Raw genomic sequence first — 17,905 nt, 5'->3', positions numbered from 1 at the left:
TTTTCAAAGGTAATTTTTCGAGCAAGGCGCATTTGATAAATTAAATGGCAGAAAGGATTCGAAGCTGTGGAACGATTTCGTTTTTTTGTCGTATTGCATTGCCTTTCAAAATATAATGGTGAAAGGTCGATTTATGCGATCTATCATTTACTGCAAGGGAAAAAATCCTCCCAAACGATTCAAGATGCAAAATTATTTAAGCTAGAGTCCTTTTTTCAATTGATGCAACAGCTATCCAAAAAAGATATTAATGATATTATTTTTGAACTTCAGACTAGTGATGTTATTTCTTTGACGAGAAAGGATACATATATTTTAACTGAAAAGGGCTTATTTTATTTAGAAAATTATAAGAAAAAGTATCCAATACCACCATATTTGAATGGGTGGAAAAATCATAAAAAAGCTCTCTTGCTATGGCAGCGCTTTTCGCTTGCGGTTCAAACCTTGTCTTTTTTATTGTACGAAAATTCATCGTTCACACCTGTTATTAATGACGATGAAACACAACGCTTTGTAAAAAGCTATCTTAAGAAAATAAGGAATCGCTACGATACAGCGGGTGAAATTTTTAATGAAGTTTTTAGTTTGCTTCAACCTTTACCACAGATGCAGGCTGAAATATTTGTATTGCACCTGAGCGGATACCACCGGGTTGGATACACGATTGAACAGATAGGTAGTATCCTACAACTTGATACGGAATATACTTTCCTACTCTTTCAAGCGGTTCTACATTACATGATAGATACAATCGAAACGAATCCAATTCGGTATCGCCATCTTATGTCATTGGTTGAACAAGATGATCAGTCAATAGTACCGTTAACCCAGTCAGCGCAAAAAACTTATGAATTATTATGTTTAAATAAATCTATTACTGAAATTGCCATTATCCGAAATTTAAAAGAAAGTACGATTGAAGATCATATTGTTGAGATCGCTTCGGAATTGAAAAGTTTTAATATTGAGCCATTTGTTTCCAATGATCTGCAAGGAAAAATTATCGAATCCTTTCAAACGCTTAGAACAAAACGGCTTAAACCAATCAGAAGTTCACTAAACGATACGGTAAGTTATTTTCAGATCCGCCTCGTACTTGGAAGGATGGAATGTTGAGTGAGATTAGAAAAAATATTAAAAGAGAAATTTCATTTCTCTTCCTTTCGGAAGGGGCAGAAGGAAATTATCGAAGATTTAGTTAAAGGTAAAAATGTAATGGTCATGCTTCCAACCGGTGCAGGCAAGTCTATCTGTTATCAACTTCCCGGCTATATTTTGGACGGCACTGTCCTAATTGTTTCACCATTATTATCGTTAATGGAAGATCAGGTGCAACAATTGAAGTCTAGAGGAGAAAAAAATGTTATTGGTTTAAATAGCTTTTTATCTTATCAAAAAAGGAAATCTGCCTTACAATCAATCCATCGATACCGATTTATATATGTTTCTCCTGAAATTTTACAATCGGCTGAGGTTATTCATGCCCTCGAAAAGATCAAGATTAGTTTATTTGTTATTGATGAAGCCCATTGTATTTCTCAGTGGGGACATGAATTTAGAACGGATTATTTGAAACTTGATGATGTGAAAAAGAAGTTGGGCAATCCACCTTGTTTGGCCTTAACGGCTACTGCAACCAGCATGGTGATTGAAGACATTATTCACCAATTGGACCTACCGGATGTTGCCAAACACATTTATTCTATCGATCGCCCGAATATTGCAATTAATGTTAAAAAAATAGATTCACTTGATGATAAAATAAAGACAACGATCGAATTTGTAAAAAGTCTTGAAGGGCCCGGTATTGTTTATTTTTCAAGTAGAATATGGACCGAAAAAATGGCTATGATTTTACGAGAAAACGGCATTAATCGGGTTGCCTACTATCATGGTGGATTGGAAAATGATGATCGTTTATTAATCCAGCAGCAATTTATCCAAGATCAATTGGATGTCATATGCTGCACAAATGCCTTTGGGATGGGCGTGGATAAAGCGAATGTAAGATTTATCGTTCACTTCCACTATCCATCCCAAATTGAATCCTATTTGCAGGAAATCGGGCGTGCCGGGAGGGATGGGAATCCAAGCCTTGCAATTCTCCTGTATTGCAATGATGACCATGATTTGGCAAAGAGTATTGTCCTTCATGATTTACCTAATGATGAGGAATGGAGTTTGGTTTTTACACTAGTATCAAACTCAAAACAAAAGCCATCACTCCATGAACTTGAGTTATTGATGTATGAAAGATACGGTATTTCCGAAATAAAATGGCGGTTTATGAAATATCAGCTTGAAATGGAAAAAGTATATGTGAATGGGAGCGTCAACCCCAATCTATATGTAGATGATGCAAAAATAAATATTTTGAATACTGTCCATGAAAGAGCCCGTTTAAAACAAAGAGATTTAGCTGATTTTAAGAGATGGATCGAAGACGAAGATTGTTGTAGACGGGAATCATTATTATGGAAGTTTGACCAATCGCTGGAAGTCCATCCAGAAAGCTGTTGTGATTATTGTAAATTTGATATTCAAAAATTTAAAAAGACAAAAAACACTTCAAAAACCTATGAATTTACCGATTGGAAGGAAGAATTAAAATTGATTTTTAAACAAAGTGGAGAAGGACAGAATGGCTAAACGTCAGGCTGAACTCATAAACCAAATGGAAGATAAAGAAGTACTTTTTCACCTTTACTTAACACAAATCATGATCATAATCCTGACTGGTATTATTGGATTCTTTTTATTTGAGGATTTAGAATCATTTTTTGAACTATGGGAGTGGAATCCGAAAGAAATACTCCTTTTTGGCGGAGGAAGTGCTATTATTGTTATAATTATTGACACTATTCTTATGAAGGTTTTGCCGAAGCATATGTATGATGATGGTGGTATAAACGAAAAGGTTTTTAAAAACCGACCAGTTTGGCATATGTTTATCATTTGCTTAGTAGTAGCATTGTCTGAGGAACTTTTCTTTCGTGGTGTTCTTCAAACACATTTCGGATACTTTATTGCGAGTATTGTATTTGCAATTCTCCATTTCAGATATCTTTTTAAATGGGCGTTATTACTAGTCGTAATTTCATTAAGCTTTTATATTGGCTGGATTTATATCATTACCGAAAATCTTTTTGTAACAATATTTATGCATTTTCTAATCGACTTTGTGTTTGCATTAATGATCCGCATCAATTATTTAGGTACAGTTCTAAACGAGAGGTGAGCTTATGAGGGCGAATCAAGATTCTATTGACCAAGCAGAAATTCTCAGAAAAAGAATGGAAGAAAATCAATTAGAGAGCTCCGGGCTGCCGCCAAGGAGTGAGGTTCATCGTAATAAAGATAAAAAAGTTAAATTTCGATTTCGTTTTCCGCTCATTCGCTTGCTTGCCTTGTCATTTATTATAATCGTTTGTATTGTTGCCAGTTATAACTTATGGAAAGACCATGTCCAATTAACAAATGCCAGTGAAACTGAAAACGAAGCAATAAACGATTCTAATATAGATGTGATTGAAATGAAGGGCGTAGGAGAAGAAGGCGCAGAATCAGTTGAAAAAGTTGATAAAGACGTGGGAAAAGTAGACGAAAAGGTAGACGAAAAAGTAGAAGAAGTGCAGGATCAAATTGAAGTTGCACAGCCTACGGAAACGCAAGTAAAAGAAGCAGCTCCAGTCCAGGATACAGCGACAGAACAAGCTAATACTAACCAAACGGGGAAAGTGTTACATCATAAAGTAAAGGCTGGAGAAACTTTATACCGAATCTCGATGAAATACTATAAAAGTAGAGCCGGAGAAGAGATCATTAAGAGAACAAACGGTTTAGATGCGAATGGAACCGTCATGACAGGTCAAATTCTAAAAATCCCATTGAAATAAATAGAAAGATTTTACCGTTCTAGATTATTGTCCATGCGAATACATGTAAAGTAGATGGGTAGAATGCACGGGCAATGGGGTGTAAAAGTGGAATATCATCACTTTTTATTAGATGAAGTTGGACAGGTTATTATTAACGATTTGAAAAAGTTAAAGAAAAAGCATCAAAAAAAAGAGGCAGAGGTTAAATTTTATAAAGGTGCATTGGTATTAATTGCAGCACTTTTTTTAGCCTATGTCTTATTCTTCACAGTTTTACCGTATCGATTTTACTATGGTTCCATGATTTCTGTGCTGATCAATAATGTATACCATTATGTTTTTGTAGGAGTGTTGGCAACGATTCATTACCGTTTGAAGTTTCTTGATAAAAAGGCGGAAAAAGCAGAAAAAGAATATAACGCACTACGCTCTGAGGTTATTCAAAGAACAGAAGAACTTTGGCCTGAGGGGGAAAAACGGGATAACCGTCACCGTTTTTTTAGGGAAATGAAGGAAAAATACGATATTAATCTTTATTATGAAAATGATTAAAAGGGAGCTGGTTTTGATTCAGCTCCTTCACCGGATATTGTTAAAAATAGACTTTTTTGTCTCTTTCCTCTTTTAATATTTCAACAGCCTCTTGAAAGCGAAGTGAATGAATAATTTCCCGCTCTCTAAGGAAACGAAGGGCATCATTAATATCTGGGTCATCAGATAAATTGATTAACCATTGGTAAGTGGCTCTTGCTTTTTCTTCAGCAGCAATATCTTCATATAGATCTGTGATCGGATCACCTTTAGCTGTAACATAGGTAATGGTAAATGGTGCCCCAGCTGCATTATGATAATATAAGGCCTTATCATGATCGGCATAATGTGCCCCTAAGCCGCATGCTTTCATTTGGTCAGGTGTCGCATCCTTGGTCAGCTTATATATTGAAACCAAAATGCAACCATGTTAAAATGTTGGTATATCAATACTTTAACATGATTTTTTTTGGTGGTGACTAACAATGACTTTGACAGCAAATAAGATCAAAAAAGTGGCTATATATTCGAGGAAGTCAAGACCTGACGAAACTGAGGAAGTATTACAAAGACAGTTAGCTTTTCTTATTGATAAGTGTGTTGAAAATAATTGGGAATTTGAAGTATTTCAAGAAGTAGGTTCTTCACAGAGTATAGACGAAAAGGTAAGACCTGAACTTAATAAAATGCTGGAAAAAGTTCAATCTTATCACTATGACGCTATTGTTGTAACTGATCAAGACCGACTTTCAAGGAATACAGCAGGGTTTTCACAGATCAAAGAAATACTTACTAATTATGGGGTTCAGGTTGTAACGTCCTCTAAAATTTATGATTACAATACACAAGAGGACGACTTAATGTCTGATATGCAATCTATTGTAGCTAAACAGGAATACTTAAACATTAAGAAAAGGTTAGTCAGGGGTAAAAGGCAATCAGCTAAAGAGGGTAATTGGGTAGGTGGTAAAACCCCTGTTGGTTACAGCTATGACCATAAAACAAAAAAGCTAGTACCTGATGAAAATGCCCCTGTGATCAAAAGAATTTATGACTTGTATTTGTCAGGGAAGTCCTCAACAGACATAGAAAGAATTTTAGACTTAGAAGGTACATTAACCCCAACAGGTTCAAAGTGGAATAAGGCTAGAATTTCCGTTGTATTGTCTAACCCTGTTTACAAAGGTACTGTTGTCTATGGTAAAACAAAGGTTTCTAAAGTGGAGAAAAAGCCCTCAGGTTCACCAAAACAGTTTAAGACTGATGAAAGTAATCAAATTATAATTGAAAATGCACATGAACCAATTATAGCCCCTGAGGATTGGGAAAACGCAAAAGCCATAAGGGAAGGCAGACTAACAAAGCCCCCTAGTGCTAGAATAGGCAAGGTGATTTTTACAGGCTTAATTAAGTGTGCTATATGCGGAAGAACACACAGCTTTCAAAGAAGAAAAGGAAAAGAACTAAGAATTACTTCTTGCCAAACTAGATACTATGACGAGGACGGAATTAACTATACTGTATGTAAAAATAAAGGTGTTAGGCTAGATCATTTTGAACAGGTTTTCTTTGCTAAATTTAGTCAATTCGTCAATCAATTAGAACTGTATTTAGAGGATATAAAGAAAAACATTAAAAAAGATGAAACAAACCCCGCTGATGAAAAAGCTATCCTAACAGCTAATATTAAAAAGATTGACGCAAGTATTAAGAGAGTACAGAAAGGCTTTATTGCTGAGATATACACAGAGGAAGAGGCACAGAAAGAAATTAAGCAATTAAAGGCACAGAAAGAGTATTTAGAGGAACAAATTAAGCGACTAGACACAAAGACTAAGGACGAGAAATTAGACGAGTTACAGGCGGTTCTTGACAAGCTGAAACAGCTATTAGAAGGAACGTCAGACTTAGAAACAAAGGAAATAAATCACCTGTTAACGTCTCTTATTGATCATATTGAATATAAAAGGGTAGGAGATCACAAAGCAGAAATTGAAATGAAAATACACTATAAAGGACAATCAGGGGAACAGGCAAGCTAGTTCCTCTTTTTTTATTGCTAAAAATGGGCATAAAAATAAACCCCTCACCAGCACTAAGACCAGCAAGGGGAAGGGAAAGGACAATCAGTAACCGCACTAAAGGCATTTGATTATCCTTTATATAAACTTAATTAAACTATAACCACTATTATAACTATAATTATCAATATCATAGCTATCATTAGATTATTTATATTAGTGTCATTTTTTATATAGTGATTTATCACCCCGAAGGGTATTCTTTTAATGGTTCTTTAAGAACAGACTTATCCTTAAACCCTAACCTAACGGGCTAACGCTATATCTTTAACAGTTATCTTATATTTTATAGAATCTTTATTATCAGTTATTTACATATATATAGGTGCGAAATAGTGACGTTTTACAGGTACCAAAAGCAAGTATTTTTTACCAAACGCTAGAACCCTTGATACGACTGGGTTTGTTGTTAATCACAAATCCGCTGATTAACCTTAGTGAACCTGTATTTAATTTTAGCTTATTTTTGTTAATCACAATTCCGCTGACTTTGCTGTGATTATTAAAATTGCTGAACCCTTGATATATAAGGCTTTTTAAAGTTTGTTAATCACAAGGCTAAAAATGTGATTAACCCCCTTATTAAATCAAGGTTTATCAGGGTTATTAGTCACAATAAAGGGCTATTACAATTAGAATTAAAAGCGGTGGTTTAGCTGTTATGATAGTTGTGTAAATTTGTGCATTATAACCGCTTGCTTGCACTGGATAGAAAAGGGGCTGAGAATATTTTTTTATGCACAATCCTAGATATTCCAACGCTTTAATGCGATAAAGTATTAAGTGTAACACTAGGCACTAATAGCACCATGCACAATGGCGGTTTTCTAAGCTGATCTATTACCATTTCTAAAATATAGGACAATAAAAAAGACCAGCTATTAAAAGCCAGTCCTTTATAGTACGAAATTATTTAAGCTGTTTTCAATTTCCTCGTCAGTTATTCCGATATATCGTAAAGTGATTTCAGGGTGTGAGTGGTTAAGAATAGCCTGTAATGTAGCTATGTCCTTAGTTTGTTTATAATACCAATAGCCAAATGTTTTTCTCATTGTATGAGTGCCAATACCGTCAGGAATATCCACCATTTCAGAGGCTTTATTTAGCTGTCTGTATGCTTGAATTCTGCTTATAGGCTTATCCCCTTTACGACTAGGAAAAAGCCATTCTGTACCGCTTAATGACTTTATATAGCTATTTAATTCCTCATAGATATTAGCTAACAATATGGTACGAGGTTTTTCTGTTTTCCCCTCTTTAACAGTGATTTTCTTTTTCCCTTTAATGTCACTGATTTTTAAATTTAATAAATCACTTACCCTTAATCCTGTATTGATACCTAAAAGGAATAGTATGTAATCACGTTCACCGCACCATTTTTTTAGTGACCATTTCATATCCTCAATTTTTTCTAGTGATCTAATAGGCTGAACGTCTTTTATCTCGTCTTTTTTATTTACCATTGTTATAACCCCTTTATTTAAGCTGTTTTGAATGTAACATATTTTTTTAGATAATCCTAGTATAGCACGATTTTTCTATAAGTCTAGTTTTATAGGGAAAATGAATGTAACTTTTTATGTATTAAGTTACATTTGAGGAAATAAAAAAAGACCAACGTCTATTGACGTCAGTCACTTTTCTTCAATCAAAGAAATCCTTTTTCAAAGGTATTTGTAATTTTGAATTTAAGACTTTACCTTGAAATTGCGGAAAACGTTTAAAAAAGTCTTCTCCTGTTGTTAAAAAGAAATGTGTTATTCTTACCATGCCTTCAATTATTTCTGCAAAAAATATGGCGTATCTAACATCACAATGTCGAATTTGTCTTCCGTTGATAGCTGGAATATCCAAAATATCTTTGCTATCAGGACTAAATAAACCAAGATCAATTGTAGGTGATGTTTGGAGTTTTACCTCTAATAATTGATGTTTTACATCAGGAAATCTTCCATCATCTTTATAATTTGAATAGCCTAGATGTTGACAAACAAGTCGATGAAGTTCAGCACCTCTATTTCTTTCTTGATCCGATCCTAAGTCTGGGAACGATTTACCGACAATAGCTTTTAACTTTTCAAAAATTGTTTCAATTGATAATAAAGTTCCAGCAGTTGGATAATCAGTTGGATTTGTCGTATAATATGGAGTTTTTGCCTCTGCCACCATTACTGAATCTAAATTTTGAGTATTATTTTCAGAAACAAGTTCAGACACTTCATTTCCAAGAATAAGCCTTGCCTGATATTTTTGTGTTAATGTTCCTGTGTTGTCAAGAGAAGCTAACATGTCCCCTGTGACAACCTTGACTTTTGTTATAATGTTTTCACTAGAAACCCTAATTAAAACATAACGACGAGAAGATGAAATTTCCTCATTCCAAATTTGAAGATTGTTTGATTTTTGAGTATAAGTGTCAAAATTTTGACCAAGAAATCTGGGTTTTGTTTTCTTAAAAGAAGATGGAACTGGATAACCTAAAACTTCACAAATTTTTGTTTTCACCACTTTTGAACGAGTTCTTATTGGAAGTGATCCTAATTCTAATCCGCTAAGTTCTTCATTAAGTAGTAATTCCAACTCTTGAGAAGGAATCCATAAATCAGGGTCTCCAATTGGTATTTCATCATAAATACTTAGACCACTTTTAGAAATATTTTTCGTTAATCTTTGGGCATTTTCTAAAATTGCATTATGTTGGTTTTCAATCCGCATTATTGTTTTTTCCTTTCTGCTTTGTTTCTTGTTGGGGAAATAAATCAGTAATCTGAACACCCAATGCCTCTGCGATTTTTTTTAAGTTCAAAATGGAGATGTTTCTTTCACCTCGTTCCACAGCACCGATATATGTACGGTGAAGTTGTGAATTAAAAGATAAAGTTTCCTGTGACCATCCTTTTTGTTCTCGTGAAAATCTAATTTTTTGCCCTATTTGTAAAAGGAAATCTTTATTTGAATTTTTTATAGCTTTCATACTAAAATCTTCCTTTAGTGATGACTATGTGTCGACAGACTATAAGTAGCATTTTCTGTTGTAGGAAATTTATGTATTGATTTCAAAAGCCCTTAAAACTGTGGTACAATTCCTTTAGTGTACAAGCACTTAGGAGGTTAATAATGGAATTAACAATAGAAGAAATGTTAATTAAACAAAAGGAAACAGGGGCACATTACACACCCACAGATTTAGGAGATATAATTGCAAAAAGACTAATAAATGAACTTAAAAAAAGTGGAATATCAGGAACTAAGAAAATTAGAGGTTTAGATCCCTCATGTGGGGATGGAGAATTATTGCTTTCTTTAAATCGAATTGCAAAATTTAATAACATTGATAACATTGAACTTATTGGGATAGATGAAGATAAGGAAGCAATTAAAGAGGCTGATTTTAGACTTAATGAAATGGGGATAAATGACGCTAAATTAACTGCCGGTGATTTTTTAGAAATGGTAGATTTAGAAGATAATCTTTCCTTATTTGAAGACGAACTTTCTAAAATTGAACCTGTTGATTTAATTATTGCCAATCCCCCTTATGTAAGAACACAAGTTTTAGGTGCAGATAGGGCACAAAAATTAGCAAAATTATTTAATTTAAAGGGTAGAGTAGATTTATACCATGCCTTTTTAGTAGCTATGACTTTACAATTAAAGCCTGGCGGTCTCATAGGAGTAATTACCTCGAATAAATATTTAGCAAATAGTAGTGGGGAATCAATAAGACAATTCTTAGCTGAAAATTACGATATTATTGAAATAATGGATTTAGGAGATACAAAATTATTTAGTGCAGCTGTTCTTCCAGCAATCTTTTTCGGGAGAAAAAAAGAAAATAAGGGTATTCGTCAAACAACCCCAGCAAATTTTTATAAAATTTATGAAGAAACTGATCCTAGTAAGACTAAAGGTACAATAAAATTTGAAACATTATTTGAGTTATTAGAATCATCAAATACAGGTGTTTTCAATGTAGATGAAAAGTTTTATTCTGTTTCCTGTGGGAAATTGATAGTACCTGAAAGTTTTAAAGAACCGTGGGTAATGGCAACAGATGAAGAATATAACTGGATTACTAATATCAATAATAATTCTTTTTGTACTATTCAAGATTTATGTGATGTTAAAGTTGGAATTAAGACAACAGCAGATAAGGTTTTTATTAAATCGACGTGGGAAGAACTTCCTGATGAAATAAAACCAGAGAATGAAGTTTTAAAACCTTTATTATCAACAGACCATGCTTCAAAATGGCGTCCATTAGAAAGAATGCCGAACCAAAAAGTTTTATACACACATGAAAATGTAAATGGCAAGAAAAAAGCTATTGATTTTTCCAAATATCCTCGTGCACTTGCTTATCTTGAAACACATAGAGAAACATTAGAGGGAAGAAAATATGTAATAAAAGCAAAAAGAAATTGGTATGAAATTTGGGTTCCTCAAAACCCTGATCATTGGGCATTACCAAAGATAGTTTTTCCAGATATAAGTCCTGAACCTAAATTCTTTTATGAAGATGAAGGTTGTTGTATTGATGGTAATTGTTACTGGATAATTCCAAAGGAAGAAAATAATAATGATATACTCTTTTTAATTTTAGGAATATCAAACACCAAGTATATGACTAATTACCACGATATTGCATTTAATAATAAGCTATACGCTGGTAGAAGACGTTATTTAACTCAGTATGTTAATAAGTATCCATTACCAAATCCTGAATCGAATTATTCACAAGAAATAATTGAACTTGTTAGGGAAATAGTACTCCAAAATCCAAATGATGATAGAAAAATTGAGATAGAAAACCAAATTGAAAATCTCACTGCTTTAGCGTTCGGAGTTGAAAGTTTATAAAGTTCTTTTGTGACCGCCCTTAAAAAAGGCGGTTTATTTTATTTGGATAATCTAATAACAAATTGTATTTAAAGTTCATCATATTAAAAGTTAAATAAGTTAAGATTTAATATCATCAATCAAAAGCCATCACTATTGATTGACCACTAACAGCACCGCAAGAATAGGGAATAGGCTTCAATCAAAAGTGACTATCATAAGTACACCCTAAAATAAGTGGGCTATATAGGGCTATACCATAAAGCACTAACATAATAATAGGGATAATACTAACACCCTACCACAGCCCACAGGACAGCCATACAGCACTGATACAGGCAAGGGAATAGGCAAGGAAGGGCAAGGCGTAGACATAGACACAGGGCAACCACACAGCACGAGGCAAGGGAAGGACATAGGCAAGGCAAGGACAACAGCACGAGGCAACAGGTAAGACAACAGCGAACGAATGAACAAAGAAAAGAAACAAAGAAAAGAACATAACAGCACGACCGCACCGCCACCAGCACACCCCTAAGATCAGAACCAAACCACAGCCCAACCCATATACCCCATACCCTATGGGGGAGACCCCCCTAAAACCCCCTCGTCTGGTACTTAAACTAAATACACACCATTTTTAAAACATTGTATGGTAACAAATGGTAGTGAGAAAGGACTAAATACCACATTTATAGTTATTTGTCAAATAGTTGTGTTGCTGAGGGCTATTCTAAGCGAATTAACTTTTACTTGACGTATAGTAACCCTATTAAATTCGCTGTACAGCCCTTTTAAATATAGGGGGTGGTTCAAGTTTTTGCTATAATGAAATATAGAAATTGACAAAAAAATTTTTGCGGGATTTTTTCAAAACTTTTTGGGGGAAGCTGCTATGACTAAAAAGAGTTGTGATGAAATGATTCAATACATGAAAGATATGGACAACGGTGAAAGAATTAAATTTTTGAATTGGCTATCATATGAACACTTTGGAAGAAAGCCAATATCAAAAGAGGAAATAGCTAGGTTAAATTATGAGGCTATGTATGGAGACGAGGAAAGGTACAGGGCTTTATATCCTGAGGATTTTGAGGACTAAAAAAGAAGGGCTTTAGGAATTAAATTATCCTTTAGCCCTCATTCTATAACGTTTATTCAGTTCGTTCCTACATTCAAGACAACCTGAGTTTTTACCCTGAAAACCTTTTTTATCCCTAGTAAAGTTATAGTGGTTTTTTATTGATTGACAGCTTGTACATTCTAAATAAAGAGTGCCAGCTTCATCCTTATAGGCTTTACGCCCTCTAAGACTAACAGCAAATAGCTTTAATTCCATTAGATCAGCCCCTCGTCCTTAAAGTAATCCTTTATTATGTTTGGGTTTACTTGAAGTTCTTGGGCTATTTGTTGATAGCTGTAATCTTCCCAAATCAAACGATTAAATTCCTCAGGCTTTATTACTGCACTCTTATTTTTCTTTCTGTTATGTGTGACACTTACCTTAGTTAACCTTTCACCATAATGATCACCGTAAGGCATACCACATTCATGACGCTGGTGTTCCTTGCCTACAATATGACTAGGCTTACCAAAGAACTTTAAACCGCACTGTTCACACTTAAAACAAAGGGTAGCACGTTCATTTATATAGCTGTTTAAGGGCTTTACTGTACCGCCATAAACCTCATTTAATTTAGCTTCAAATTCTGATCTATTCATAGTGTTTATTCTCCTTTTTAAGACTTTGTTACCCTTAAAAATAGGGGTTCAGGTGTAATACTATTAGGCACTTCATTTTGATAGGAAAGAATCCAGTAATATCAAGGGTTTCAGCGTTTAACTTTGTCTTAAATAATAGGCATTATTGGTCTTTTTCCTTAGTGCTTTTCTACATTCATCACTACACGTTAAAGTGTTCTTAGAATCCGTTTTAAAGTGGTTAGAACAGGCTTTACAAATTCGGCTATACTTGCCTATTTCCGTTTCTGTGTAGCTAATTCCATGCTGTTCTTCATAAGCCTTTTTTAGATCACTGTCATTGGGTAGTACGCACTGTTCAAACCAATCACAAGAAATACTGCCACCAGCTTTAGTGAAGTAGTCACAAGGGGAATCTGTTAATATACAGCCACCGTCTATATAATTACAGCAAGTTGTTTTACATAGTGTTTTAACCTTGTTTAACGTTTGTTTGTCTAGTAAAGCCATTGTATTGATCTCCTTTAGATAAAGAAAAAAGATCACTGTTATTCAGTGACCTTTTCGCCTTCTTCAATTTGTTTTGTTAATCTTTCTTTTACTCCACTATCTTTAAGACGGTCTAACATAGCCTTGTTTAATTCCTCGTCATTGATAGGGGATTTTTCTTTATAGTCGCTTGATAAGGCTAAACCATATTGCATAGCTAAAACAGGGGGAAGTCCTTTTAAAACCTCCGTATTCCCTTTTTTAAGTTCCTCTAAGATTTCAGGTTTTACAATGCTAGTTAAATTCATATTATTTCACGTCCTTTGGTGTTTTTAGGTGTTCAGGAAGGTTGCCACGAGTAGCGGATAAAACTTCATTCTTTGAAACAACAGACTGTTCAAACCAACTGAAAAACGGTCTGTATTGATCTTGATGAAAAGAGTGTTCTAGTCGTGGAAATTCTTCTCTTACTTTTTGATCTTCAAATACTTCATAAATGTCAGGGGAAATTTCTCTATATTGGCTTTGCATTTGTTTCCCTAGATCAGCAATTTCAGTAAGCATTAAATAACGGTATTTTTCAGCTATTGAAGTGACTTCATATTCATTAAGGGCTTTTCTATCTTCCCTTAGTGCTTGCTGGAATAGGGGAACGAACTGTAATTTTAATTCCTCTTTGGTTTCCGCTAATTCCTCCAACATAGTTTCAATAATTTCCGCTTTTGAAGTAATTTCTTTCACTTTCATTTTTAGATAAATCTTGTCACTAAGATCAGCGTTTTCCATGTCAAGAAAAATAGCGTTCATATCAGAATGTAGCACAGTTAGTTCCATCTTTAATTCCTGTTCCTGTGCCTCTAATGCCTCAGCTTGTTTTTTATATTCCTTTACAACCTTCTTAGTCTCAACAAATAAATCTTTTACCTTTGCCATTGTCTGTTAATCTCCTTTTACATTGATTTAAATTCTTGATTTCTTTCACGATTGATCACTAAGTCAAATACCTTTAGTGCGGTTACTGCTAATAAAAGTCCTATCACCTGTACCCTTTCCTTTCTTTGCTTTCAATAATGTTACGGATTGACACCAGTTCAATATTGCTAATTTGAAGCCTTTTAATAGCCTCTTTTAGCTTAGTTTCATAGTAAGGCGTAAAATCCAGTTGCCCCTTTTCAAGTTTTGCTATGGTGCTTTTGTCTACACCCATATAAGGGCTAAACCTATCTAAAGTTAAGTTCCTAGAATGACGCACATATTTAATAAAGCGGTGGTCAAATTCTTGATTGTAAGGTAAGCGACTATTCACTGTGTACATTGTTTTCACCTCTATTTTTTAGAATTAGAAAGATAAATAAAAAGGCGAGGCAATTAAAGCCCCACTTAACCCCAAACCTAATCAAACAAGAAAGGTGTGTAGAGAAGTCCAGCAGAAACCTCTCCACTACTTGTCTACTATATAGTTTAGGAAACCCCTACGGAATATCGGCTGGTTTTTAAATTTTTTTATTTTTAATGTCCTTTTTCTGTCCTTAATTGCAAGTACCTAAGTGTAGATCAACTCTAACCTTTCCTAATTTTTTGGGTTGGTTATCTGACAATCTATGAAACTCATAAACTGCATTAAGGACGGTGTTACAACATGACTAAACAGAATGAGGGTAAAGTTATTGTTGTTGATGATAAAACAGTTATTGTTGAGGGAATAGGAAAAGCTACTGACGTTGGGGAACTTGACATAAAGAAATTTATAGAGGTTGCTATGGGCTTACCTTCATTTTGGAGGTAGGCTTTTTTTATGCCTTTTTTTTGTGCTAGTAGGGGATATATAATAGGGAAGGTTTGCATATAAATAAAAGGTAGCATTTTAGAAGTGATCTATTTATACACCATTGTAGCGATCATTTCAAGATGTGCAAGCTCCTCAGTACCAATATCGGTTAATAATCCGGCAACTTTATCAGGAATTGTGTACCTTTGATTTAAATAACGAAGTGCGGCTGCTAATTCTCCGTCAGCCCCGCCATATTGCTCAATTAAAAATTTTGCAAGCATTGGATTGCATTTACTTACTTTAACAGGATACTGCAGCTTTTTTTCATAAATCCACATGGACTTATTCTCCTCCCCTGTTTTGAATTTTCTCCAGTCCTAGTCGTGCGTTAACCAGATGGCTTCCGCATTCTATCAGTCCAGCTTCAGCCACCCAGCGACTAGTGGACTTCACTCACCTCCCTACGATAAGTCAACATCGATTCGCTTTCGCTCATCGTGTTTCCTATATCTCAGTCGGTGCGTTCCAGTCCATACGTCGCTAACCGGGTGGCTTCCGCATTCTATACTTGCCATGGCCATGGAGCTTCTTTCCAATCCCATGGATATCTTGAGTAGCTATGTCCAAATTGGAGGAGTGGACCAAATTGGACTTCGAATCGTTTCGCACATTGTTTTCTTAATTTTGCATATTGGTTAAATTGTTCTATAGCCTGAAGGTCTTGGGGGTGGGTATCCAAATATAATGTAAGCTCGACTAAAACAAAATCAATGGCTTGCAGTTCTTCTAGCAATGTGTAATATTCCTGAGGCAATTGTTTATTCATCTGTTTTTGCCTCCCTCATTTGCATTTCGTGCGCATTGTAATATGGGTCATATAAGGTACACCATAGTGTCCCAGCGTATAACGCTTCCTTTGGGGAAAATTGTTGCATGCCTGGGGGTTGAAATTTTATATAAAGGTTTGGAGCGGTTACATACTGTTTCGTAGTCATTGGTGGACAAGGATCAAATGGACTGACGTATGGGTGCCAATATTTCCTAGTTGTAAACATTGCATTTCCTCCTTTTTATTTTGACATACAAGTTCAATTCATTTTATGGGATCGAAGGAATGTCCTATACCATTTGATACATCATTTTCCTTTCCGTTACATATTTGATAATGGAGGGATTTTTATGTTCATTAAACTTTTCATTTTCTTATTCGCGTTTATTAGCGGTTTTTTTACCATTTCAATATTTCCAAGTTTGACTTTTGATGATGTGTCGTTCTTCATTTCAGCACTAATTTTAAACCCGATCCGCTTCTTTATAGGGATGATTGCCTTTATAATGACTGGCCTTGCTTTCTCATATATTGTTCGATCACTTATTAAATCACGTAAGACACTTGTCATTGATTTATTTTTGTTTTTTGCATTTTTTTTGTTAATGAGATTTTCAGTCTTGCTTACACTTTTAATGGTTGTTTTTTCAATTGTTTTCGGCATTCTTACGGTTGATGGAAGAACTTCCCGTTCAGATGAAGGGAATTCCTAAATCATTTACTTGGCAACGTTAATAAATTATACTTGAGAGTAAAAGGCGGTGCCGGAGGAAGTTTTTATGACTCGTGAGCAAGGGAAATATAATATGAAGGCTGTTTCGAAGTTGCTCGGGATTCAGCCGGGGACACTACGGGCATGGGAACGGAGATATAAAATTATTGCACCGGAACGGAATGAATCCGGGCACAGATTATACACCGAAAAGCATATTACTATATTAAGATGGTTAATAAAAAAAGCAGATGAAGGATTTACAATCAGTCAGGCCGTTTCCCTTTTGGAAGAAAGTGAAGCTAATAAAAACGTCAACGATGATGCACAAACCGAGAAACTTGATTTTACATTTCATGAAATCAAATATAACCTCTTGCAGGCATTAATTAAATTTGAGGAAGACCGTGCCCTCAAGGTTTTGGACTATGCGTTCAGTTTATTTTCTGTCGAATTTATACTTATAAATGTAGTAAAAGTACTCTTGGATGAAATGAAACGTCTACTTGAAGAGAACAAGATATCAAGTGTTCATGAACAATATATTGTAAGTTTCATCCGTTCCAAAGCTGGTGCAGTGTTACAAACGATGCCCATTGATCCCAACCAGCCGAAGGCGGTCGTTGTCTGCGGTCCAAATGAGATTCAGGAACTAGACTTATTGATGTTTTCTATTTTTTTGAAATGTAATGGTTATAAAGTTATTTATTTAGGGACAGGCGTTAAGGAAGAAGATTTATGTACTGTCCTCGACGAACTTCAGCCTAAATTACTGTTTATTTCATTTACAAACAATAAAACTGAGGCGGCCATCCATTTTATTAAAACAATAACTGATCAATATCATGACCTGCAAATTGGAATAGGCGGCGAGGCTGTCCCTTTTCTTAAGGAGGAACTAGACGAGAACTATCAAACTTATTTAGTAGGTGAAAATAAAACTGATTGGGATAAGTGGATCAAACAAAATGCTTGTCTACACCCTCATTAAAAGTGTAAGATAAAATTTAAAATATTACACATACACAATATGAACCATCTATAAATACAAACATATAGTAAGGTAAGGGA

At 34.7% G+C, this 17,905-nt stretch carries 22 protein-coding genes and 2 pseudogenes; 11 read left to right on the top strand and 13 right to left on the bottom strand.

All coding sequences use genetic code 11. The features are described 5' to 3' along the window. Positions 1 to 66: 66 nt before the first annotated feature. The 5 genes from BAZO_RS09410 to BAZO_RS09390 all read left to right on the top strand — a co-directional run bounded on the left by BAZO_RS09410 (position 67) and on the right by BAZO_RS09390 (position 4,433). Entirely contained in the window at positions 67 to 1,119 is a 1,053-nt protein-coding gene (locus tag BAZO_RS09410; RefSeq protein WP_003331212.1) for a YpbB family protein, read from the top strand. Further along, positions 1,120 to 2,652, top strand: a complete 1,533-nt coding sequence (locus tag BAZO_RS09405) for a RecQ family ATP-dependent DNA helicase (RefSeq protein WP_003331211.1) — start codon at positions 1,120 to 1,122, stop codon at positions 2,650 to 2,652. Then, the gene (locus BAZO_RS09400; RefSeq protein WP_003331209.1) at positions 2,645 to 3,241 is read left to right on the top strand and encodes a CPBP family intramembrane glutamic endopeptidase; all 597 of its coding nucleotides are present in this window, start codon (positions 2,645 to 2,647) and stop codon (positions 3,239 to 3,241) included. The genes BAZO_RS09405 and BAZO_RS09400 overlap by 8 nt, the downstream gene beginning before the upstream one ends. A gap of 4 nt (positions 3,242 to 3,245) precedes the next feature. After that, entirely contained in the window at positions 3,246 to 3,899 is a 654-nt protein-coding gene (locus tag BAZO_RS21170; RefSeq protein ID WP_003331208.1) for a LysM peptidoglycan-binding domain-containing protein, read from the top strand. A 63-nt stretch (positions 3,900 to 3,962) separates the two neighbouring features. Beyond that, positions 3,963 to 4,433 (top strand): DUF2663 family protein, encoded by a 471-nt coding sequence (locus tag BAZO_RS09390; RefSeq protein WP_003331207.1) that lies wholly within the window; start codon positions 3,963 to 3,965, stop codon positions 4,431 to 4,433. Between the two features lie 40 nt (positions 4,434 to 4,473). Here BAZO_RS09390 and BAZO_RS09385 read toward each other — a convergent pair. Continuing rightward, a pseudogene (locus tag BAZO_RS09385) lies at positions 4,474 to 4,833 on the bottom strand (manganese catalase family protein); the annotation flags it as partial. A 64-nt stretch (positions 4,834 to 4,897) separates the two neighbouring features. On the opposite strand from BAZO_RS09385, the gene BAZO_RS09380 reads away from it, so the two are divergent. Beyond that, positions 4,898 to 6,454: a recombinase family protein gene (locus BAZO_RS09380; RefSeq protein ID WP_003331205.1), complete on the top strand. Its 1,557-nt coding sequence runs from the start codon at positions 4,898 to 4,900 to the stop codon at positions 6,452 to 6,454. A gap of 935 nt (positions 6,455 to 7,389) precedes the next feature. On the opposite strand, the gene BAZO_RS09375 is transcribed toward BAZO_RS09380, so the two are convergent. From BAZO_RS09375 to BAZO_RS09365, 3 genes are all read right to left on the bottom strand, one after another. Continuing rightward, the gene (locus tag BAZO_RS09375; protein ID WP_003331204.1) at positions 7,390 to 7,956 is read right to left on the bottom strand and encodes a site-specific integrase; all 567 of its coding nucleotides are present in this window, start codon (positions 7,954 to 7,956) and stop codon (positions 7,390 to 7,392) included. A 181-nt stretch (positions 7,957 to 8,137) separates the two neighbouring features. Then, a complete protein-coding gene (locus BAZO_RS09370) occupies positions 8,138 to 9,208 on the bottom strand; it encodes a hypothetical protein (protein ID WP_003331203.1) in 1,071 nt (356 codons plus the stop codon). Next, on the bottom strand, positions 9,198 to 9,467 hold the full coding sequence (locus BAZO_RS09365; protein ID WP_003331202.1) for a helix-turn-helix domain-containing protein: 270 nt from the start codon (positions 9,465 to 9,467) through the stop codon (positions 9,198 to 9,200). The genes BAZO_RS09370 and BAZO_RS09365 overlap by 11 nt, the downstream gene beginning before the upstream one ends. Positions 9,468 to 9,610: 143 nt before the next feature. Between BAZO_RS09365 and BAZO_RS09360 the strand changes: the two genes are divergently transcribed. Then, positions 9,611 to 11,353, top strand: coding sequence for an N-6 DNA methylase family protein (locus BAZO_RS09360; protein ID WP_003331201.1), 1,743 nt, complete (start codon positions 9,611 to 9,613; stop codon positions 11,351 to 11,353). 874 nt (positions 11,354 to 12,227) lie between these two features. Continuing rightward, positions 12,228 to 12,434, top strand: a complete 207-nt coding sequence (locus BAZO_RS09355) for a hypothetical protein (protein ID WP_003331200.1) — start codon at positions 12,228 to 12,230, stop codon at positions 12,432 to 12,434. Between the two features lie 24 nt (positions 12,435 to 12,458). Here BAZO_RS09355 and BAZO_RS09350 read toward each other — a convergent pair whose 3' ends face one another. The 6 genes from BAZO_RS09350 to BAZO_RS09325 form a co-directional block, all read right to left on the bottom strand. After that, entirely contained in the window at positions 12,459 to 12,671 is a 213-nt protein-coding gene (locus BAZO_RS09350) for a hypothetical protein (RefSeq protein WP_003331198.1), read from the bottom strand. Next, positions 12,671 to 13,054, bottom strand: a complete 384-nt coding sequence (locus BAZO_RS09345; RefSeq protein WP_003331197.1) for a hypothetical protein — start codon at positions 13,052 to 13,054, stop codon at positions 12,671 to 12,673. Before BAZO_RS09345 ends, BAZO_RS09350 begins: the two co-directional genes overlap by 1 nt. A 117-nt stretch (positions 13,055 to 13,171) precedes the next feature. Beyond that, positions 13,172 to 13,543, bottom strand: coding sequence for a cysteine-rich VLP protein (locus BAZO_RS09340; RefSeq protein WP_003331196.1), 372 nt, complete (start codon positions 13,541 to 13,543; stop codon positions 13,172 to 13,174). Positions 13,544 to 13,581: 38 nt separating this feature from the next. Further along, positions 13,582 to 13,830, bottom strand: a complete 249-nt coding sequence (locus BAZO_RS09335; RefSeq protein ID WP_003331195.1) for a hypothetical protein — start codon at positions 13,828 to 13,830, stop codon at positions 13,582 to 13,584. 1 nt (position 13,831) lies between these two features. Then, a complete protein-coding gene (locus BAZO_RS09330; protein ID WP_003331194.1) occupies positions 13,832 to 14,455 on the bottom strand; it encodes a hypothetical protein in 624 nt (207 codons plus the stop codon). Between the two features lie 103 nt (positions 14,456 to 14,558). Next, the gene (locus tag BAZO_RS09325; protein ID WP_003331193.1) at positions 14,559 to 14,837 is read right to left on the bottom strand and encodes a helix-turn-helix domain-containing protein; all 279 of its coding nucleotides are present in this window, start codon (positions 14,835 to 14,837) and stop codon (positions 14,559 to 14,561) included. A gap of 324 nt (positions 14,838 to 15,161) precedes the next feature. Here BAZO_RS09325 and BAZO_RS22380 point away from each other — a divergent pair, with 324 nt between their 5' ends. Beyond that, complete coding sequence (locus BAZO_RS22380; RefSeq protein WP_157382106.1) at positions 15,162 to 15,308, top strand: hypothetical protein; 147 nt, start codon at positions 15,162 to 15,164, stop codon at positions 15,306 to 15,308. 92 nt (positions 15,309 to 15,400) lie between these two features. Here BAZO_RS22380 and cotJC read toward each other — a convergent pair. The 3 genes and pseudogenes from cotJC to BAZO_RS09310 form a co-directional block, all read right to left on the bottom strand. Continuing rightward, a pseudogene (gene cotJC / locus BAZO_RS09320) lies at positions 15,401 to 15,631 on the bottom strand (spore coat protein CotJC); the annotation flags it as partial. 224 nt (positions 15,632 to 15,855) lie between these two features. Next, the gene (locus BAZO_RS09315) at positions 15,856 to 16,119 is read right to left on the bottom strand and encodes a spore coat protein CotJB (protein ID WP_003331191.1); all 264 of its coding nucleotides are present in this window, start codon (positions 16,117 to 16,119) and stop codon (positions 15,856 to 15,858) included. After that, the gene (locus tag BAZO_RS09310) at positions 16,112 to 16,348 is read right to left on the bottom strand and encodes a spore coat associated protein CotJA (protein WP_003331190.1); all 237 of its coding nucleotides are present in this window, start codon (positions 16,346 to 16,348) and stop codon (positions 16,112 to 16,114) included. Before BAZO_RS09310 ends, BAZO_RS09315 begins: the two co-directional genes overlap by 8 nt. 124 nt (positions 16,349 to 16,472) lie before the next feature. Between BAZO_RS09310 and BAZO_RS22375 the strand changes: the two genes are divergently transcribed. Further along, entirely contained in the window at positions 16,473 to 16,835 is a 363-nt protein-coding gene (locus BAZO_RS22375; RefSeq protein WP_157382105.1) for a hypothetical protein, read from the top strand. Between the two features lie 66 nt (positions 16,836 to 16,901). Further along, entirely contained in the window at positions 16,902 to 17,825 is a 924-nt protein-coding gene (locus BAZO_RS09300; protein ID WP_003331187.1) for a MerR family transcriptional regulator, read from the top strand. Positions 17,826 to 17,905 lie beyond the last annotated feature (80 nt).

The sequence above is a fragment of the Schinkia azotoformans LMG 9581 genome, from assembly GCF_000307855.1.
GTDB lineage: Bacteria > Bacillota > Bacilli > Bacillales > Bacillaceae_J > Schinkia > Schinkia azotoformans.
This window is presented reverse-complemented; position numbering and strand designations above follow the sequence as displayed.